Consider the following 17,761-nt stretch of genomic DNA (forward strand, 5'->3'; position numbering starts at 1 on the left):
CTACAATCAAAAATTGCAACGCAGTTATCGAGTATTTTAACAAGCTAGAATGACCAGTTATTTACTACGATTGGTATAACCTATACTCAATCTCACTAAAGCAACCAACCCCATGTGAAACTCCACAAACAAAAGGCTGAGGAGCAGATCTTTACCCTACAAACAATGTACTAGCTATTTTGATTTTGTTAGTTCGTATGGCCTTAATATGAATGTTCAATATAAATAGGAAAACACTTGAGGACTTACTAGAAAAAGTGGGCTCGCAAAATTACCAAACGGACTCAATTAGTGATGTTTGCATAAAAACACGTACAAGAAATATAAATGATAGATACAAAAAATCCCGCAGGGGATGCGGGATTTTTACTAGTGACTAAATTGGTTTAAAGGTGACTAGCCTTGAATACCAACGATTAACCATGGCGCATTAGGCGCAGTCAAGTCACGCTCTAGGTGCCAGATATCTTCGATTTCTTCTTCAACACCTTCTACTGTGTCACGGTAACGACCGCTAAACTGCAGACTAAGCTGTGCTTTATTTGCATCGTAATCAGCACGGACGATCTCCGCATCAACGTACATTACGTCAGTATGCTGCTCACCGTCGAGCTTCGCGCGCTCTGCTTTTAGGTCTTCAAACAAGCTTGGAGAAACATATTCTTCAATAGTTTCTAGCTGGTTGTGATTCCACGCACCTTGCAGGATTCGATAGTGTTCACGAGAACCATTAATGAACGCTGCTTGGTCAAAACCCGGTGGGTAGTTATGTGGTACGTCTGTTTGAGCGCCAAAACCACCAAAGCCACCATTATTTGTGTTTGGTTGTTGCTCAAAGTTTTGCATGTTTGGTTGCTCAAACTTAGATGCGTTGCCACCAAATGCAGGCTGTTGACGATGCTGGTTCATACTGCCCTGCTTCGCACCTAGCATACCGCGCATTAGTTTAAAGATGACAAAGGCAATCAAACCAATAATTAGGATATCCATAAACTGGATACCTTCAAAAGCACCGCCAAAGAATGCAGCAAGTAGACCACCAGCAAGAAGTCCGCCTAGCAGCCCCCCCATAAGGCCTTTCTTACTTGAAGACTTTGTCGTCTGATCTTTGCCGACCGTATTGGTGTTTTGTTGCTGTTGTTTCGGTGCTGGTGCAGTTTTGTAGCTCTTACCGAAAGACTTACTGCCACCAAACTTCTTCGCTTCCGCGATAGGCGTTACAGCAACAGTAAACATCAATAAAGCAACAATAGAAAATAAACGTTTCATCGTTATCCTTAAAGTTAGCTATCTAAGATAGTGCCCCATTTTCAAGACGAAACAATCGTTGTTTCAAACAGTAGCACGCCAAAGATGATTTTTAAGTCATCATACTCTGTATACCGATTGATGAAAATAGCTTATAGAAGCTGACATGTATCAGAATATTGCCAAAAATGCAGACTGCTCACACTGCTTACAATTCAGCTGAAGGCGCTTGATCAATGTAAAAAAAGTATGGAATAAGTTCACTAATACTCCAGATTGTTTTACTTGAATTAGAATCAGTGACACAGCTCAGAATCCTACACCTTGAGGGCACTTGGACACATTGCCTTGTTGACGGTTAATAGGTAGCTGACTATCATATTGAACGATGTTCAATAAAGTAGTTTGAGAGTATGGCGCGCAGAAACGATCACACCCGAGAAGAGTTAGTGAATTTGACCTTAACAACGGTCAAAAACTTTTTAGATGAGAATTCTTACCACGAACTCAGTCTTCGTAAAATCGCTAACATGATTGGTTACGTGCCAAGCACATTGGTAAATGTTTTTGGTAATTATAATTTGTTGTTGCTTCATGTTGTCGCTCAAACTTTAGATGAGTTATCTCAAGAAGCACGCAAAGCGACTAATGACAGCAAAGACTCCCATCAAGCGCTTTTTGAACTCGCTTATTGCTACCACGATTTTGCTCAAAAACACCCATACCGTTGGCAGTTAGTGTTCGAACACAACATGAATGGAGCAGAACTTCCGGAATGGCATGCCAAACGTATCGATGGTATGACGGGAATGCTAGAGTCACTATTGGCTCAAATCGCACCACATCGTACTGAATCCGAAGTGATTCAAGCGAGTCGAGTCCTTTGGTCTGGCGTACATGGCATTACTTTACTCAGTGTTGATGATAAGTTTTTCTCTAGTGAACCGATTGATGGCAAAGAATTGATCAGTAATCTTCTTTCTAACTACCTCACGAACTGGTAACAAAGGATTATCCATGTCATCCGACAGACAGCCGTCCTTACTTACGCAGAGAAAGTTCCTGCCCTATTTCATTACTCAGTTTTTTGGCGCTTTCAACGACAATATTTTTAAAAACGTTTTGCTGTTGTTTGTCGCATTCGCTGGCTCCAGTGCACTACCTATTTCGAGCAATTTGTTCATCAACCTTGCGGCAGGCTTGTTCATTCTACCGTTCTTTCTGTTCTCTGCTTCCGCTGGCGTATTAGCCGACAAATATGAAAAGTCATGGTTTATTCGTAAGGTCAAACTATTTGAAATAGCCATCATGCTCTTGGGTGCCATCGGATTCATAACCGAAAGTTATGGTGTGCTTTTATTGCTACTGTTTTTAATGGGCACACAGTCAGCATTTTTTGGCCCAGTTAAATATGCCCTTTTGCCTCAAAAGTTAAATGCTAAAGAGTTAGTGCCCGGCAACGCTCTTGTTGAAGCTGGTACCTTTATCGCCATCCTTATTGGCACCTTAGGCGCTGGGATTATAGCCTCTGCAGACAACGCAAAATACCTCGCCGCATTTTGTGTCGTGATCTTCGCATTGTTAGGCTACTTGTCGAGCCGCTCAATCCCCTTTGCTGCAGCCAGCGCACCCAATCTCTCTTTTCGTTGGCAACCATACAAGCAAACCAAACACACGCTCTCTATCGCCAAATCCGATCGAGTTGTTTTTCAATGCATAATGGCAATAAGCTGGTTTTGGTTTTTAGGCGCCGCATATCTAACACAATTCCCGAATTTCACTAAGATTTACCTAAATGGCACCGAGAGTGCGGTGTCTTTCTTGCTCGCTCTATTTTCCATTGGTATCGCGCTAGGGTCGCTACTTTGCAATTGGATCTCAAACCATCGTATAGAAGTCGGTGTTGTGCCAATTGGTGCCTTTGGCATTACGGTATTTGGGTACCTAATGGCCACTTCCATTCCCAATGATCTACCTACTTTCCATAACTTTGTAGACTTCTTTAGATATGAGCCTTTTTGGCCATTATTTTTCTACCTATTGATGATTGGTGCTTCGGGCGGTTTGTTTATCGTGCCTCTTTACGCATTAATGCAGCATCGAGCAAAGGAAACCGAACGTGCTCAAGTCATCGCAGGGCTCAACATCTTTAACTCTCTGTTTATGGTCGGCAGCGCTGTCTTAGGTATTGTGTGCCTAAGTGTAATCAAGATGACAATTCCTCAACTGTTTGCATTGTTAGCCATTTTAAATTTCTTAGTCGCCGCTTACATCTTTTTGCAAATTCCTATTTTTGTAGTTCGCTTTGTCATGTGGATGCTTACGCACACCATCTATCGAGTTAAGCATAAGAATCTACACAACCTACCCGAGCATGGTGGGGCATTGATTGTATGTAATCATGTAAGCTACATGGATGCATTGCTACTTAGTGCCGTATGCCCAAGGTTGATTCGTTTTGTGATGGAGGAAGATTACGCCAACCTACCTCCATTAAGGCGCTTTTTACGTCGAACTGGGGTAATTCCAATTTCAGCGAGTAACAGAAGCTCTATCAGACGTGCATTTAACGATGTGGAAGCTGCGCTAAGCGAAGGTCATATCGTCTGTATTTTCCCTGAAGGAAGATTAACTTCAGATGGTGAAATGAATGAATTCATGCGCGGTATTGATATAATCCTACGTCGTAGTCCAGTACCTGTCATACCTGTTGCACTTAAAGGCTTATGGGGAAGCTATTTCAGCCGCGCAAAAGGTCGCGCATGCTGTGGCTTACCGACTCGATTTTGGTCAAAGCTAGAAATAGAGGCAGGACAACCGGTGCCACCAAACGAGGCAACGGCAAAAACAATGTTCGATAAAGTGCATCAACTTAGAGGCGACTGGCGATAAATACACTTGAACACATGTTTAGGATAACTGAACATGTGTTCAAATCATTAAGACAAACTGACCACACCCAGTGCGATATACTCTCCCTTTCATTCACAACAGCGAATAAAAACCTTGAATAGAAACTACCTCCTGTTTGGATTGGCGTTACTTTTTTGTCTAACCCCTCTTGCCTCCTCTCCCATTGCTCTAGTTATCGGTTTTCTACTCGCAAGTTTTGGTTTTGTGCCTTCCGAGCTGCCCATCGCTTCTTTTACTAAAAAGCTGCTGTCTTACTCGATTATTGGCTTAGGCTTTGGCATCAACTTCGAGCAAGCGCTTACAGTCACATCGGATGGTATCGGCCTGATCATCGCCACTATTACAGGCACACTGATCATGGGCACTCTCATTGCCAGGGTGCTTAAATTGGAGCGAGTAACCGCTTACTTAATCTCATCAGGTACTGCAATTTGTGGTGGTAGCGCAATTGCTGCTGTGGCACCGGCGATTAAAGCGAAAGACGAGCAGATTGGATTAGCACTGGCAACGGTATTTGTCCTGAACTCCATTGCACTCTTTGTGTTTCCTGTGATTGGACATGCTTTAGGGCTAGATCAACACACGTTTGGCACATGGGCTGCAATTGCCATTCATGACACATCTTCTGTTGTCGGGGCTGCCTCGGCCTATGGGGAAGAAGCGCTAACTACGGCAACAACATTGAAACTCGCGCGCGCTTTATGGATCATTCCTGTTGCTTTGATCAGTGCCGTCATCTTTTCAAGAGGCCAAAAAGAGTATGGAAAGAAAAAACTAGCTATCCCTTATTTCATTTTTTGGTACTGTGCAGCTATCGCGTTTAGCGACTTCTTTCCTCAATTTGAAATGATCTATCACGGCATTTTCATTGGAGCAAAGCAAGCGTTGGTTGTATGTCTGTTCTTGATAGGTTGTAGCATTTCAATTTCAAAACTAAAGTCTGCTGGAGCTAAGCCACTGTTGTTTGGTGTGACTCTGTGGGTGTTAATTTCGACCACTTCTCTAAGTTGGTTACTGTTTTAGATATTGGTGGTCTGCTTATCGCGTTGAGGGGACGGTATTTCCCGTTTGCTATTTTTGTATATAACGACCAACGCAATAGCGTTCAAAAATACCGTTAGCTCTGCAAGAGAGCGGGCTAGCCCTTCACTACTTATCGCGATACTAATTTGTAGTGCTACTGCCGCAATTAAAACTAGCTTTGCCATCCTGAACCTTATGCATTTTCTCTCCACGAAGAAGCATAATTATGATTCAGAGTTATAAGGATACGAAATTCTCTTTATGACTAATACATAGCAAAATTGACTAATGCTGAAGTGATGACAATAGCCACTCTTTCACGGCCTTACGTGAAATTTTGATCCCGCCTTTTAGTAGAGTTTGTGGCATTACATGGTATTCCACTGGCCATTTAAACTTCTCTAACTTTGATTGCAAGTGCTGGTCATACTCCGATTTGCTGCGCAATCCATTGGTCTGAATCACAGCTACTGGTCTATGACCAAACTCCGCGTCTTCGACTGGAACCACTATACTCTGCACTACACCATCAATTTGGTTCAAAGCGGCTTCAATCTCTTCACAATGGATATTCTCACCACCAGAGATAAACTGATTGTCGGCACGGCCGATTATCTTTAATTCATCACCTTGCCACTCGCCAAGATCTTTGCTGTCAAACCAGCCTTTCTCATCCAGAAATGGGGTAACATGTCCTTGATGGAAATACCCTGCCGCTAATGTCTTACCGCCAACAAAAATGCGTTGGTCAACTAATTTTATCTTACGGTGCTTCAATACATGTCCAGCATTACTGGTGCTGTCAATTCTCTTTGCGGTAACGGTAGAGGCCGCCTCCGTCATCCCATAACCTAACCATGTCTCAATGCCTTGCCCTGTTGCTCGTAGTGCCAACTCGTGATCAACGTGGCTGCCGCCCAGTAGCACATGTGTCAATGACAAATGTGCATCATCATCCAATAACCGTTTGAGCTGAGTCGCAACCAAAGAAGCGTGTGATACGCCCTGAACATCATCAACAAGTTTCCCTGAACCGACTTTTAGTGTTGCTCCGACATATAGCCAACGATAGACAATCGCTAATCCAGAGACGTGATACAGCGGAAGCGATAACAGCCAAGCATCTTGCTGAGTGAAAATGAACTCCTGCAACAAGCCCTCTGCAGACGCAAGATGCTGTCGATGTGTATGAACCACAGCTTTAGGCTCCTCTGTAGAGCCAGAAGTAAATACTACTGAAGCGAGCCGGTCATGATGATAGCTATCTTCAGTCAACGAATCACTCTCTTGCTGTGATACTACAGGCGGTGAAAGCAATGTTGCCTTGAGTTTTTGTATATCATGTTCAGAAAAGGTCGAAGCGCACTCCTGAGAAAACCAGATAAACCGAGTTTGATCAGGCCTGTAAAGTGCAGCAAGCTTACCCTGCAACTTATCTAGTGGTTGTTCCATGGTCAGCGCAGCGAGCGCGCCTAACTGTTTGGAGGCAAGATAAAACAACAGTGTTTCTACTTGGTTCTTGCCAACCAAAGTCAGCACATCCCCCCGAGTTACACCCAAGTCATTCAAATAGTGAGTGTATTGGTCAATACGCTTCGAGAGTTGTTGCCAGTTTAATACTTCTGTTGATGTCTTGAGTGCAATAGAAAAAGGGCTCGTTTGAGCCCAATATTTCCATGGTGCCTTCGCAATATTGTCTACGCAGAATGCCACACAATCTCCTGGTCTTTTAGAGGAAGAACGGGAAGTTCACACTTAGGCCAGCCCTGCTCTAGCTGAGCTTTGAATAAGCCAATCGTATCCAAACCTGGAACTTCATCAGGCAGCTGCCATTGGGCAAAGCGCGCTAATTGAGTTAAACCGAGACTGGATTCAATGCTCGAGCTAATCACTGCTTTCATCCCCAGTGACTTCGCTTTCTCTATCAGTGTAATACAAAAATCCACTGAACCAATGAGTGTGGGTTTGATGATGATCGTTTTCACACCAGTTAGATCTTCAAGACGGAAATCTTCACGACGAACCGCATCTTGCAATGTTTCATCCCAAGCGATAGCAATACCAGTATTAATCGCAAAAGAGAGACTATCGCCAGGAGAGCGGCACGGCTCTTCTAGAAACGTGATTCGTTGACGCAGAGACGGGGCAATGTACTTAGCGAACTGCTGCGCTTTTTCTGGTGTCCAAGCGCGATTGGCATCGAGTCGAAGCGTTAATTGAGGGATTGATTCAAGAAAAAGGTTCACAAGCATGCCATCGCGAATTGGCTCATAAAGTCCAACTTTCACCTTAGCGACTTTCTCACCTTCCATTTCGTTCAGCTTTGGAATGAGCTCATCTGGGTCGCCAGTGCATAGTGGCGCTGTTTGGTATTTACCTTGTTGTGGTAAACCACCAGCTAATTCAAGTTGTGCCATCGATAAACCAAACGCAACCGACGGGTACATATTGGCATAATCCACATCCAACTCTGCTACCCAACGCTCCGCCTGTTCTTGTAGCTGAACACCCGCATCTTCGGTGCTCTCTAAGCTAAAACCAGGAAGAGGAGCGACTTCTCCAAACCCTGTTTTACCATCTTCGGAAAGCGCAACAACATAACCAACACGCTCGGTTAGCTTGTTGTCACGTAGGATGACACCACTATCCATGAGCAAGCTATAACGATAAATTTTCGCTTCACGCATAATTCAAGTCCTATGTAATGCCGTATATTTGAGCGTTCTGACGAGCAATCCCACCAGCCTCCCAGAGGGGGAGGCGCTCAGGAAAAAAGGAACAGAGGAGCTAACACGCTCCTCATTTAGACGGATTATGGGTTGCGAGGGAATTTATCGAAGTCTGGACGACGTTTCTCGTTGAATGCGTTACGACCTTCTTGGCCTTCATCTGTCATGTAGAACATCATAGTCGCGTTACCCGCCAGTTCTTGCAGACCCGCTTGGCCATCACAGTCCGCGTTCAACGCAGCTTTCAAGCAACGCAATGCCATTGGGCTGTGTTGCAGAACTTCACGACACCAACGAACGGTTTCTTTCTCTAGATCCGCTAGTGGTACAACTGTGTTTACTAGGCCCATGTCTACCGCTTCTTGAGCATTGTAGAAACGACATAGGAACCAAATTTCGCGAGCTTTCTTTTGGCCTACGATACGAGCCATATAAGATGCGCCCCAACCGCCGTCAAATGAACCCACTTTAGGGCCTGTTTGACCAAATTGAGCGTTGTCAGCTGCAATTGTTAGATCACACATCATATGCAGTACATGACCACCGCCAACAGCCCAACCAGATACCGATGCGATCACTGGTTTTGGACAAGTACGAATATCGCGTTGGAAGTCCAATACGTTGAGGTGATGTGTGCCTTGGTCGTCTTTATAGCCGCCGTAGTCGCCACGGATCTTCTGGTCGCCGCCAGAACAGAATGCGTCTTCACCTAGACCTGTCAGAATGATCACGCCAACACCAGAGTCGTAACGCGCATCTGCCAACGCATCAATCATCTCTTTTACCGTTTGAGGACGAAACGCGTTACGCACTTGAGGACGCGCAATGGTGATTTTCGCGATACCATCTTCAGACTTATGGTAATGAATGTCCTCGTATTTCTCGCCGCAATCTTTCCATTGAACCGGAGCGTAAAGTTCTTCTTCAGAAATGCCTACTGTTTTAGCCATGGTGATTCCCATTGTTCTCGTTACTCTCACCAAAGTGAGACTGAATTATTTGCTTGGTATGTATCGCAAACTGTTTGGGCTGCTCTTGATGGACGTTATGACCAGCGCCTTCAACTTGTCGATACGCCAACCCGCTACGTTGTGCCAGTTGGCTAAATTTTTGGTCTTTCTCACCACACAAGTAATACACTGGTATGTTCTGCTTTTGCAGTGAGGGCAACAAATATGCCTGTTTGGCTAACGATGTCGCCATCAACATATTCGCCACCGCTGAGCCAAGATTATCACTTCGCTTCGCAATGAATGTTTGTCTTTGCTCATGGTTTAGTGAAGAAAACACCGCTTGTTGGTACCAATCGTTCAAAACACGTTCAAGTGGTTCAGTTTTGAAACGCATTGCCCAGCGAGCATCATTCTCTAATCTCACCTGTTTCTCTGACTCAGTTTGAAGCCCGAAGTTTCCCCCTTCAATAATCGCGCCTGCAATATTGAGCTCTGGAAAGCATTGATGGGCAATACCATGCATCGCAATGCGGCCGCCCATAGAGTATCCAATCAAAATAAGTGGTTGTTGTGAGGGAAATAATAAAGATAGTGTGGAACCAAGAAGTTTGCAGCAATCATTTAAATCGCAGCAAAAAATAGATTGGCTGCGTCCGTGACCAGGAAGGTCAACCGTAACACGCTCATATTCGGGTAATGCATTTAAACACGCGAGCCAATCGGCACCGCTACCGAGTAAGCCATGCAAAAACACCAAAGTGGGCAACGTTCTACTTTGGTGTTTTTCTAATACAGGGAAACGTTCAAAGTAAAGCATTCAGACTCTTATTAAATGCCTTGAGTGTCTCAGCTGCTTGGTTAGATGGGGTTTGAACCTCGACCAGCAACGTTCCTTGGCCGTGACATAAATGCTCTTTTACAGATGATTGGAATTGCTCCAGTGTAGAAACATGCAAATACGCCAAACCAAACTGCTTTGCCGCGTGTTCAAACTGATAACCATGAGGCATTTGATAATATGTCGTCCTGCGCTCTGGTGGTACTGGCAACATATCAAAAATCGCACCGCCGTCATTATTGGTAACAACAAGTACCGCCGGCAGTTTATTGTGAGAAAATAGCGCCAGAGAATTGAGATCATAAAGTGCTGCTGTGTCACCGATATACATCAGTAACGGATTACCTCTTGCCCGTTGCACGCCTGATGCTGCAGCAAACAAACCGTCAATCCCTGACGCGCCTCGATTAGTGAAAACCTCTACACCATCCAATTTTCCGTACATATCGACAAGCCGAACAAACAAGCTATTACCCAAGAAAACATCTACGTTCTTTGTGCGCTCGTTGATGTCTGCTGCCAACGCAATTTCGTCAATGGCAGACGCTGAATCAGATAGGAAGGCTTCTTCGATACGTTGATGAACTCGCTTAACGTCATTCGCTAACCTATCAGCCCACCCAGCAAATATTGACTTCTCAAAACTAATGCGAGAAACCCACGTTTTAGGAGGCTCAACCCAGTGCATTTGCGCCAGATGATTTTGGTTATTCCGGTCCATACAAGGTGAGACATACCAATACTGAACGTCTTTACTTTGTTGATTTTTCGATACTTGTTTATCAATCCATTGGTTCAAACGTTTGGAGATGATTCGGCTACCAAATTGGATAATAAGTTCACAAGATTCAAGCTCGTTTGCAAACTCGGGAAGTTGAAGCCATACATCGTAATACGCCCAATCCGAACTGAGGCCACTTTGCGGGTCTGCAAGTACTGGCCATCCCATCTTTTGTGCAAATGCCTGCGCCGAACGCGCTTGTTCAAGCGGTAAGCTGCCAATCACAACCAAGCCTTTTTTGTCCGAAAAAGGCGGGATGTTCGCCTGTGACAAATGGCTAAAACGCTGAGTATAAGTGCCGCTTCCTTTTCGCCATCCGGCGACCGAATCTAAGTAGGTTTGATAATCCGCTTTTGCGCCGTTGGAATACAAAGGCTCTGGAAATGCACAATTAATATGAACAGCACTACCCTGCAATTGCTGAGTAAACATCACTTCGTCAACAGAGGTCAGCAACCAGTTAAGCGACGTTGCTAAATTTGGGCTTGGTAAATTCAAACTGGCCGAAACATGATGTGAAAAAATACCCAATTGATTTATCGCTTGGTTTGCACCACAGCCGACAAGTTCTACTGGACGATCTGCTGTCAGCAGCACCAGTTTTTCACCAGTAAGTTTGGCTTCGGCAACCGACGGTAATAGGTTCGCCACTGCCGTACCAGAGGTAACGATAATTGCCACTGGCTCCTGAGTAGCTTTCGCTAAACCAAGAGCCATAAAGCCCAGTCCACGCTCATCAAAATGAGTATGAATGGAAAAGTCGGACTGTTCTGCCGCTTCTAAAGTTAAAGGAGTAGAACGAGATCCGGGAGCGATACAAACATGCTTAACGCCAAATCGCTGAAGCTCAATCAATATGGTTTCTGACCAAACTCGATTGAGCACCGCTTGGTCATGACTCATGATGCGACTCCCAATGGCGGATGATCAGAAATCAGCGTAAGTAACGTCGACATTTTCTTATCAAGTTCTGCCCACTCATGTTCTGCCACAGAACCAGGCACAATCCCTGCGCCCGCAAACAGTTGTACTTGATCACCGAGCACAAGCGCGCTTCTGATTGCGACACAAAACTCTGCTCGTTCATGGCTTATATAACCCATTGACCCCGCGTACCAGCCGCGTGCAAAGGGCTCATTATCAAGAATAAACTGCATGGACTCTTGTCGGGGTAAGCCAGCAACCGCCGCTGTTGGCTGAAGCGCCGATAACAACTGAACACCATTTATCCCCGCTCTTAGACTAGCGTGAATATTTCGCTTAAGGTGCTGCACTTTTCGTAGTCTGACCAAACTCGGTTCAGCTTCCACTTCAACCATTTCAGAATGCGGTAATAGACGATCAATGATGTCGTCCACCACATACTGGTTTTCGTTGAGGTTCTTTTGGTCTTGGGATAACCAATTCGCCAACTCCATATCTTGAGTGGCATTGTCTCCCCGACCAATCGTACCTGCTAACGCTTCGGTATGTAGCTCATGCCCTACGCGAGAATACAAACGTTCTGGCGTAGACCCCATAAAACTGTGCTTACTGTCTAAGCTCAGCATGAAATGGAAGCTATGATGGTTATTTAAGTAACTTGCTTTAAGTAGCTGTGCAGCACTTAATGTGTTATCAAGCTGCACGGTAGAGCGACGCGCTAAAACCACTTTCTTAAAATCATCATTCTCTATACCAGTCAGAACCTTATGAACTAACTCATTCCATTGAGGCTGACTTGGCGTGTGAACAATAGAGCGGATGTGAGACGAAATTGGAGCTAAGGCCGCGACCTCACAAACCAGTTTATTCAACCCAGCTAGAGTTCGCGCTTTGTCTTCTGAAATATTAACTGCGAGAGACCACTGTTGGTCAAAACGAATTAACTCAATTTGAGGCAAAAAGAAAAAAGAAGGCATACAGCGACGATTCTTCTCATGCTGTCCATCAAAAGAGCGCCCGCCCCAGACTCTTTGCCCTTCACCTAGAATGGTATAAGCAGGACCTGGCTCAACAAAAGCGTGCAATTGCCCTAGTGCAACGACCTCTTCACGTGTATCGCGGGACTGCCAATAAAACTTAGGGAAAAGTGGTTGTGCATCAAGCCAATCAATAAATGAGAAATTAGGTTTCTCGCTAAGGGGCTCGACCAGACGTGTTTGATTGCCTTCCGATTGCTGAACTCGCTCGATAATTCTCTTTACGGCTTGATGGAACTGTGACAAATCAACCTCGTTGTATGTGAGGATAAATGGTAACTGACGGCTACTCTAAGTTTAGACCCAAAGCAAATCAAGGTCGTATGCGATCTTTTGCGAAATCCTGTGATAGCAAGCGAGCAAAACTTAACCAGCAGACAGATTATTTACAGATATATATTCTAATAAAAAACAAATTATTGTATTTTAATAAAGAAATTAACGAATTTTTAGGAATTAAACAATGCAAAATATCGGGATGTCGTCAAAACTCGACAATGTCTGCTACGACATTAGGGGTCCTGTACTCAAACATGCTAAGCGCATGGAGGAAGAAGGGCATAAAATCCTAAAGCTAAACATTGGTAACCCTGCCCCATTTGGTTTTGACGCCCCTGATGAGATTTTAGTCGACGTGATTCGTAATCTGCCGACTTCTCAAGGCTATTGTGATTCCAAAGGTATTTACTCTGCTCGTAAAGCTGTGGTCCAACACTATCAGCGTAAAGGTATACGCTCGCTAGATGTCGAAGATGTGTATGTAGGTAACGGCGTGTCTGAGTTGATCGTAATGGCCATGCAAGCGCTATTAAACAATGGCGACGAAATGCTGATCCCAGCACCAGACTATCCGTTATGGACAGCTTCAGTTGCACTATCTGGTGGTAAGCCGGTTCATTATCTATGTGATGAAGAGGCTGACTGGTACCCAGACCTTGAAGACATCAAAAAGAAAATCACACCAAAGACACGTGGCATTGTTCTGATCAACCCGAACAACCCGACAGGTGCGGTATACAGCCGTGACTTCCTACTTGAAGTGATTGAGATAGCACGCAAGCACAAACTGATCATTTTCGCAGATGAGATCTACGACAAAGTGTTGTACGACGGTGCAACACATACCTCAGTCGCCACACTCACTGAAGACGTGCTAGTCATGACATTCAATGGCCTTTCAAAAGCCTACCGTGTTTGTGGTTTCCGTGGTGGCTGGATGTTCCTAACGGGGCCTAAACATCTGGCTCAAGGGTACGTGAATGGCTTGGAGCTGCTTTCATCAATGCGTTTATGTGCAAACGTACCAATGCAACATGCCATTCAAACCGCGTTAGGTGGATACCAGAGTATCAATGAACTGATTTTACCTGGCGGACGCTTATTAGAGCAGCGCAACCGAGCGTATGAATTGATCAATCAGATTCCTGGTGTTTCTTGTGTCAAACCTAAGGGTGCGATGTACCTCTTCCCGAAAATCGACACTAAAATGTACAACATCAAGAACGATCAGCAGATGGTTTTAGATTTCTTAAAACAAGAGAAGGTCTTACTGGTGCAAGGTTCCGGTTTTAACTGGCCAAAACCAGACCACTTCCGCATCGTGACACTACCGCACGTTGAAGATCTAGAAATCGCCATTGGACGTTTTGAAAGATTCCTATCAACCTACAGCCAGTAATGAATCACTGGTAGTAATTAGTGCTGATCTCTCATATGCTTAGAGGAACTCCTAGTGAGTTCCTTTTTTACACCAGAAACGGAGAAAGCCATGAAAGAAAGCCATTTTTTCGCCCACCTGGCTCGAATGAAGCTGATCCAACGCTGGCCTTTAATGCGGTCCGTCTCACCAGAAAACGTTTCAGAGCATAGCTTACAAGTTGCTTTTGTCGCTCATGCCCTTGCCCTCATTAAAAACAAAAAGTTCGGCGGCAACCTTAATCCAGAACGCATCGCTATTCTTGCCATGTACCATGACTCCAGCGAAGTATTAACGGGTGATCTTCCAACTCCAGTGAAGTATTACAATCCTGAAATTGCCAAAGAATATAAGAAGATAGAATCGGCAGCGGAACAAAAATTACTCTCCATGTTACCGGAAGAGTTCCAAGATGATTTTGCCCCCTATCTTCTTTCTCACTCTGCACACGAAGAGGACGCAAAAATCGTTAAGCAAGCCGATTCCATCTGTGCCTATTTAAAATGTCTTGAAGAACTAAGCGCCGGTAACCATGAGTTCGCTCTGGCAAAAAAACGCTTAGACGTCACTTTGCAAGAACGCAAAACGCCTGAAATGGATTACTTTCTCAATACCTTTGCCCCAAGTTTCGAATTATCGTTAGATGAAATCAGTTAGCTTACGGAGATAATCGTGTCGTTTGAATTACACCCGCAATGGCAAGAGCGCCATGATGATGAGCATAAAATCCGTCGAGACGACCATCGGAGCCCGTACCAACGAGACCGAGCACGCATTCTTCACTCGGCTGCATTTCGACGCCTACAAGCAAAAACCCAAGTACACGGCAATAGCTTGGAAGACTTTCACCGCAGTCGGTTAACACACTCCTTAGAAGCGTCGCAACTCGGGACCGGTATCGTCGCCCAGTTAAAGAAAAAACAACCAGAGTTCCGTGAACTATTACCATCAGACAGCTTAATTGATTCATTATGTTTGGCTCACGACATCGGGCATCCTCCATACGGTCATGGGGGAGAAGTCGCTCTAAACTACGTAATGCGCGAACATGGCGGCTTCGAGGGGAACGCCCAAACCTTTCGTATCGTCACTAAGTTAGAGCCTTATACCGAGCATTTCGGAATGAATTTATCACGCCGCACGCTGTTTGGTTTGATTAAGTACCCTGCCCTCATTAGTCAAACACGCTCCGTCAAGTTGCCTCAACCAGCCGAGCATCAACGTAAACTAAAAGCAAAAGATTGGAGCCCAGCTAAAGGCATTTATGATTGTGATAAAGACTTATTTGATTGGGTAATTGCACCGCTTTCTGACAACGACAAGGCATTGCTTAGTCTGATGCGTTCAACGCCAGAATCGGAGTTTGAGCACAGTAAAACGCGTTTTAAATCAATCGACTGCTCAATCATGGAGCTAGCAGATGATATCGCCTACGGTGTTCATGATTTAGAAGATGCAATCGTACTTGGTATGGTGACACGTCAGCAATGGCAAGAAGGCGCAGCAAGTCAATTAGCGGACTGTGGCGACCCGTGGTTTGAAGCTCATATCGATTCCATCGGACAGATGCTATTTAGCGGTAAGCACCATGAGCGGAAAGATGCTATCGGTGGTATGGTTAACGCGCTACTGACCAGCATTTCAATCAAAACGGTGGATGAGCCGTTTAATAACCCGTTACTGTCTTGGAATGCGTGTTTAGAACCACAGATGGCACGTGCACTTGACGTACTCAAGCACTTTGTCAGCACCTTCGTTATCCAAGTCCCGCAGGTCCAGATCGTTGAGTATAAGGGTCAGCAAATTATTATGGATATTTTTGAAGCGTTAACAGCAGACCCAGAGCGATTACTACCCGTTCATACAAGAGATCTGTGGTGTCAGGCGAAGAGCGAGAGCAATAAAATGAGGGTCATCGCCGATTATATTTCTGCAATGACCGATGGTCACGCGCAAAAGCTACACCGCCAACTTTTCTCTTCCATCGTTCTTTAGTAACACTCAACCTTTCAAGTAATTCTTTTCAAAAACGCCCGGAGGCATCTGGGCGATTTGGAATTCGATCATCTTTTCAAACGCACGCATCAGCGGTGTAAAGTCTCGCTCGGGTTCAAGCAAGCGAAGCGAATGATAACCAGCCTCGACTGTCGATAAGCTATTCTCAGAGGGCGCCTTACGAATGGTGTAGTGCCCTTGTAGTTGCTTAGGCAACTGCACGGTTGGGAGTGGATGTAAGTTGCTTGAGAGTTGCCACATTTTGTACGCTTTTTTCCACGTACCATCGAGCAAAATCAAACGTATTTTCTTAGATACACTATGACTCGCTTGAGTGATTTCAGAAATGCATCGTGACTCTTCTGATGGGTAAAGAACAAAATGTTGATATGACTCATCCGCTAATAAGTGATTTAAGGCATCATCACAAGAAAAGTCCTCTCCTATCAAACAAATACAGTTATCTAAACTCAAATTGAGAATCCGTGCCGTACCAAGCGGACGATGTTCTTCACTCGTGTGCTGAAGAATGATAAGTTCTACCTCGCTTGCCAGCGGTACAATCCATTGGCAAATACACGCTTTTTGCGATTTTCCACAACGAGAACAATAACGAGACATAGAGTGAACCTTTATACCTTGCTGAGTATTATCAGCGTGATCTGTTTGATACTTCAATTTGAACCAATGGCAAGCCTAACCGAGTGGCACAGCTACAATATACGCCATGGTGAATGGTGGCGAATCGTAACAGGAAATCTCACACATACCAACTTTGCGCACTTAGGAATGAACCTCGCCGGATTGTGGATCATTACTTTTATTTTTCGCCCAAGCACTCGTAACTTCCTTATCGTTTTTTCAATCTTATGTGCATGTGTTGGTGCGCTGAATTTGTTTACCAACATGTCGGTATACGTGGGTTTATCCGGCGTATTACACGGATTGTTTGGATTTTGGGCGCTCAGAGAAGTCTTTGAAAGCAGAAGAAGCAGTGTGTTGTTAGTTGGAGGACTAATCGCCAAAGTAGCATGGGAGCAGGTCTATGGCCCATCCAGCAGTACTGCTGAGCTTATCGGTGCAAACGTTGCTATTGATGCTCATATGTTTGGCGCACTCGGTGGGTTAGTAATGGCTTTACTGGAAAAAGGCCTTCGCCGTCGTTTATTCGGATAAAAAATCCCGAACCACGAAAGAGGGGCTGGTTCGGGAAAGCAGTAATAGGGAAACAGATATTGTTCTGAATTCAGACTCAATATCTGCAATACATCAAGCTACAGTAAAATGCGGTCTTCGTTTTTCTTAACTGTCGCTTCACCTATGCCTTTTACGCTCTTCAAATCTGCTGCCGTTTTAAAAGGGCCATGTTCCTCGCGGTAGTCCACTATACTCTGCGCTTTCTTCTCACCTATACCTTTCAACATGGTCGCAATTTCTTCAGCAGTGGCCGTGTTGATATTTACAGTAATTTCAATTCCTTCATATTTGTCAGTGGCTGAATCCGCAGCCATGCTAAAAGGTGCAAAAACAAATAAGCACAATGTCAAAATCCATTTCATATTGAACATACAATCTCCAAAATAGTAGGCTAAAAACAGTCGTCGAGAGCGAGTCACTATCAAGT

General features: G+C 44.7%; 17 protein-coding genes. 7 read left to right on the forward strand and 10 right to left on the reverse strand.

The genetic code is table 11. From position 1 onward, the window contains the following. Positions 1-396: 396 nt before the first annotated feature. On the reverse strand, positions 397-1,269 hold the full coding sequence (locus R7070_RS09965) for a Tim44 domain-containing protein (RefSeq protein WP_005384268.1): 873 nt from the start codon (positions 1,267-1,269) through the stop codon (positions 397-399). A gap of 392 nt (positions 1,270-1,661) precedes the next feature. Here R7070_RS09965 and R7070_RS09970 point away from each other — a divergent pair, with 392 nt between their 5' ends. The 3 genes from R7070_RS09970 (at position 1,662) to R7070_RS09980 (ending at position 5,184) form a co-directional block, all read left to right on the forward strand. Next, positions 1,662-2,252: a TetR/AcrR family transcriptional regulator gene (locus R7070_RS09970; RefSeq protein WP_005382308.1), complete on the forward strand. Its 591-nt coding sequence runs from the start codon at positions 1,662-1,664 to the stop codon at positions 2,250-2,252. A 13-nt stretch (positions 2,253-2,265) separates the two neighbouring features. After that, a complete protein-coding gene (locus R7070_RS09975) occupies positions 2,266-4,140 on the forward strand; it encodes an MFS transporter (protein WP_005382310.1) in 1,875 nt (624 codons plus the stop codon). A 114-nt stretch (positions 4,141-4,254) separates the two neighbouring features. Next, the gene (locus R7070_RS09980) at positions 4,255-5,184 is read left to right on the forward strand and encodes a YeiH family protein (RefSeq protein WP_318141200.1); all 930 of its coding nucleotides are present in this window, start codon (positions 4,255-4,257) and stop codon (positions 5,182-5,184) included. Here R7070_RS09980 and R7070_RS09985 read toward each other — a convergent pair. The 7 genes from R7070_RS09985 to R7070_RS10015 form a co-directional block, all read right to left on the reverse strand. Continuing rightward, positions 5,181-5,369, reverse strand: a complete 189-nt coding sequence (locus R7070_RS09985) for a hypothetical protein (protein ID WP_017819996.1) — start codon at positions 5,367-5,369, stop codon at positions 5,181-5,183. The genes R7070_RS09980 and R7070_RS09985 overlap by 4 nt on opposite strands. A 100-nt stretch (positions 5,370-5,469) precedes the next feature. Further along, positions 5,470-6,897 carry an o-succinylbenzoate--CoA ligase gene (gene menE / locus R7070_RS09990; protein ID WP_213961822.1) on the reverse strand — a complete coding sequence of 476 codons (1,428 nt, stop codon included), beginning with the start codon at positions 6,895-6,897 and terminating at the stop codon, positions 5,470-5,472. Then, positions 6,882-7,871: an o-succinylbenzoate synthase gene (gene menC / locus R7070_RS09995; RefSeq protein ID WP_005382317.1), complete on the reverse strand. Its 990-nt coding sequence runs from the start codon at positions 7,869-7,871 to the stop codon at positions 6,882-6,884. The genes menE and menC overlap by 16 nt, the downstream gene beginning before the upstream one ends. A gap of 125 nt (positions 7,872-7,996) precedes the next feature. Further along, the gene (gene menB, locus R7070_RS10000; protein WP_104975975.1) at positions 7,997-8,863 is read right to left on the reverse strand and encodes a 1,4-dihydroxy-2-naphthoyl-CoA synthase; all 867 of its coding nucleotides are present in this window, start codon (positions 8,861-8,863) and stop codon (positions 7,997-7,999) included. Beyond that, the gene (menH, locus tag R7070_RS10005; RefSeq protein ID WP_042524030.1) at positions 8,856-9,683 is read right to left on the reverse strand and encodes a 2-succinyl-6-hydroxy-2,4-cyclohexadiene-1-carboxylate synthase; all 828 of its coding nucleotides are present in this window, start codon (positions 9,681-9,683) and stop codon (positions 8,856-8,858) included. The genes menB and menH overlap by 8 nt, the downstream gene beginning before the upstream one ends. Then, positions 9,670-11,388: a 2-succinyl-5-enolpyruvyl-6-hydroxy-3-cyclohexene-1-carboxylic-acid synthase gene (menD, locus tag R7070_RS10010; RefSeq protein ID WP_053303261.1), complete on the reverse strand. Its 1,719-nt coding sequence runs from the start codon at positions 11,386-11,388 to the stop codon at positions 9,670-9,672. Before menD ends, menH begins: the two co-directional genes overlap by 14 nt. Further along, on the reverse strand, positions 11,385-12,692 hold the full coding sequence (locus R7070_RS10015; protein ID WP_053303262.1) for an isochorismate synthase MenF: 1,308 nt from the start codon (positions 12,690-12,692) through the stop codon (positions 11,385-11,387). The genes menD and R7070_RS10015 overlap by 4 nt, the downstream gene beginning before the upstream one ends. Before the next feature lie 217 nt (positions 12,693-12,909). On the opposite strand from R7070_RS10015, the gene R7070_RS10020 reads away from it, so the two are divergent. From R7070_RS10020 to R7070_RS10030, 3 genes are all read left to right on the forward strand, one after another. Continuing rightward, entirely contained in the window at positions 12,910-14,124 is a 1,215-nt protein-coding gene (locus tag R7070_RS10020) for a pyridoxal phosphate-dependent aminotransferase (protein WP_053303263.1), read from the forward strand. Positions 14,125-14,214: 90 nt separating this feature from the next. Then, entirely contained in the window at positions 14,215-14,799 is a 585-nt protein-coding gene (gene yfbR, locus R7070_RS10025) for a 5'-deoxynucleotidase (protein WP_062730721.1), read from the forward strand. A gap of 15 nt (positions 14,800-14,814) precedes the next feature. Then, positions 14,815-16,137, forward strand: coding sequence for an anti-phage deoxyguanosine triphosphatase (locus R7070_RS10030; RefSeq protein ID WP_085569942.1), 1,323 nt, complete (start codon positions 14,815-14,817; stop codon positions 16,135-16,137). A 6-nt stretch (positions 16,138-16,143) separates the two neighbouring features. Here R7070_RS10030 and R7070_RS10035 read toward each other — a convergent pair whose 3' ends face one another. Beyond that, complete coding sequence (locus tag R7070_RS10035; protein WP_025766956.1) at positions 16,144-16,758, reverse strand: tRNA-uridine aminocarboxypropyltransferase; 615 nt, start codon at positions 16,756-16,758, stop codon at positions 16,144-16,146. Positions 16,759-16,761: 3 nt separating this feature from the next. Here R7070_RS10035 and rrtA point away from each other — a divergent pair, with 3 nt between their 5' ends. Then, positions 16,762-17,313: a rhombosortase gene (gene rrtA / locus R7070_RS10040; RefSeq protein WP_005382331.1), complete on the forward strand. Its 552-nt coding sequence runs from the start codon at positions 16,762-16,764 to the stop codon at positions 17,311-17,313. Positions 17,314-17,411: 98 nt separating this feature from the next. Here the strand turns inward: rrtA and R7070_RS10045 are convergent, their stop codons facing one another. Then, on the reverse strand, positions 17,412-17,696 hold the full coding sequence (locus tag R7070_RS10045) for a ComEA family DNA-binding protein (protein WP_031777211.1): 285 nt from the start codon (positions 17,694-17,696) through the stop codon (positions 17,412-17,414). Positions 17,697-17,761: the final 65 nt, after the last annotated feature.

The sequence above is a fragment of the Vibrio sp. 1557 genome, assembly GCF_033340175.1.
GTDB lineage: Bacteria > Pseudomonadota > Gammaproteobacteria > Enterobacterales > Vibrionaceae > Vibrio > Vibrio alginolyticus.